Raw genomic sequence first — 1,605 nt, 5'->3', positions numbered from 1 at the left:
GGAGTGACGGGCACTGGCTGGCAATGTCTAGCAACGGCAGGCATTTCGGCTGAGGGTAAAAGAACTTTCCGCTAAGCGATAGACTGTATGTAAACACAGTATTGCAAGGACGCGGAACATGCCTCATGTGGCGGCCAGGACGGCCAGCCGGGATCGGGATACTGGTCGTTACCAGAGCCACCGACCCGAGCAAACCCTTCTCTATCAGATCGTTGACGAGTATTACCCGGCATTCGCTGCGCTTATGGCAGAGCAGGGAAAGGAATTGCCGGGCTATGTGCAACGGGAATTTGAAGAATTTCTCCAATGCGGGCGGCTGGAGCATGGCTTTCTACGGGTTCGCTGCGAGTCTTGCCACGCCGAGCACCTGGTCGCTTTCAGCTGTAAGCGTCGCGGTTTCTGCCCGAGCTGTGGGGCGCGGCGGATGGCCGAAAGTGCCGCCTTGCTGGTTGATGAAGTACTGCCTGAACAACCCATGCGTCAGTGGGTGTTGAGCTTCCCGTTTCAGCTGCGTTTCCTGTTTGCCAGCCGGCCCGAGATCATGGGGTGGGTGCTGGGCATCGTTTACCGCGTCATTGCCACGCACCTGGTCAAGAAAGCGGGCCATACCCACCAAGTGGCCAAGACGGGCGCGGTCACCCTGATCCAGCGTTTTGGATCGGCGCTCAATCTGAATGTTCACTTCCACATGCTGTTTCTCGACGGTGTGTATGTCGAGCAATCCCACGGCTCAGCGCGTTTCCGCTGGGTCAAGGCGCCGACCAGCCCAGAGCTCACCCAGCTGACGCACACCATCGCCCACCGGGTGGGTCGCTATCTGGAACGGCAAGGCCTGCTGGAACGGGATGTCGAAAACAGCTATCTGGCCTCGGATGCGGTGGATGACGACCCGATGACACCCCTGCTGGGGCACTCGATCACTTACCGTATCGCTGTCGGTTCACAGGCGGGGCGAAAGGTGTTCACTTTGCAAACTCTGCCGACCAGTGGTGATCCGTTCGGTGACGGGATTGGCAAGGTAGCCGGGTTCAGCCTGCACGCCGGCGTGGCGGCCAGGGCCGATGAACGCAAGAAGCTCGAACGGCTGTGCCGGTACATCAGCCGCCCGGCGGTATCCGAGAAGCGGCTGTCGTTAACACGAGGCGGCAACGTGCGCTACCAGCTCAAGACGCCGTACCGGGACGGCACCACGCACGTCATTTTCGAACCATTGGATTTCATTGCAAGGCTGGCCGCCCTGGTACCGAAGCCCAGAGTCAACCTAACCCGCTTCCACGGGGTGTTCGCACCCAACAGTCGGCACCGGGCGTTGGTCACGCCGGCAAAACGGGGCAGGGGCAACAAGGTCAGGGTGGCTGATGAACCGGCAACACCAGCACAACGGCGAGCGTCGATGACATGGGCGCAACGGCTCAAGCGTGTTTTCAATATCGACATCGAGACCTGCAGCGGCTGCGGCGGCGCCATGAAAGTCATCGCCTGCATTGAAGACCCTATAGTGATCAAGCAGATCCTTGATCACCTGAAGCACAAAGCCGAAACCAGCGGGACCAGGGCGTTACCCGAAAGCCGGGCGCCACCGGCTGAGCTGCTCCTGGGTCTGTT

1 protein-coding gene is annotated in these 1,605 nt (G+C 60.1%); it reads left to right on the top strand.

What is annotated here, in order from left to right:
• Positions 1-118 precede the first annotated feature (118 nt).
• Positions 119-1,605: IS91-like element ISVsa3 family transposase (locus tag FTU91_RS16345; protein ID WP_180082852.1), on the top strand; the 1,487-nt coding region annotated here is incomplete at its 3' end.

It is taken from the genome of Acinetobacter sp. YH12201 (assembly GCF_013418145.1).
In the GTDB taxonomy this organism is placed as follows: domain Bacteria; phylum Pseudomonadota; class Gammaproteobacteria; order Pseudomonadales; family Moraxellaceae; genus Acinetobacter.
This window is presented reverse-complemented; position numbering and strand designations above follow the sequence as displayed.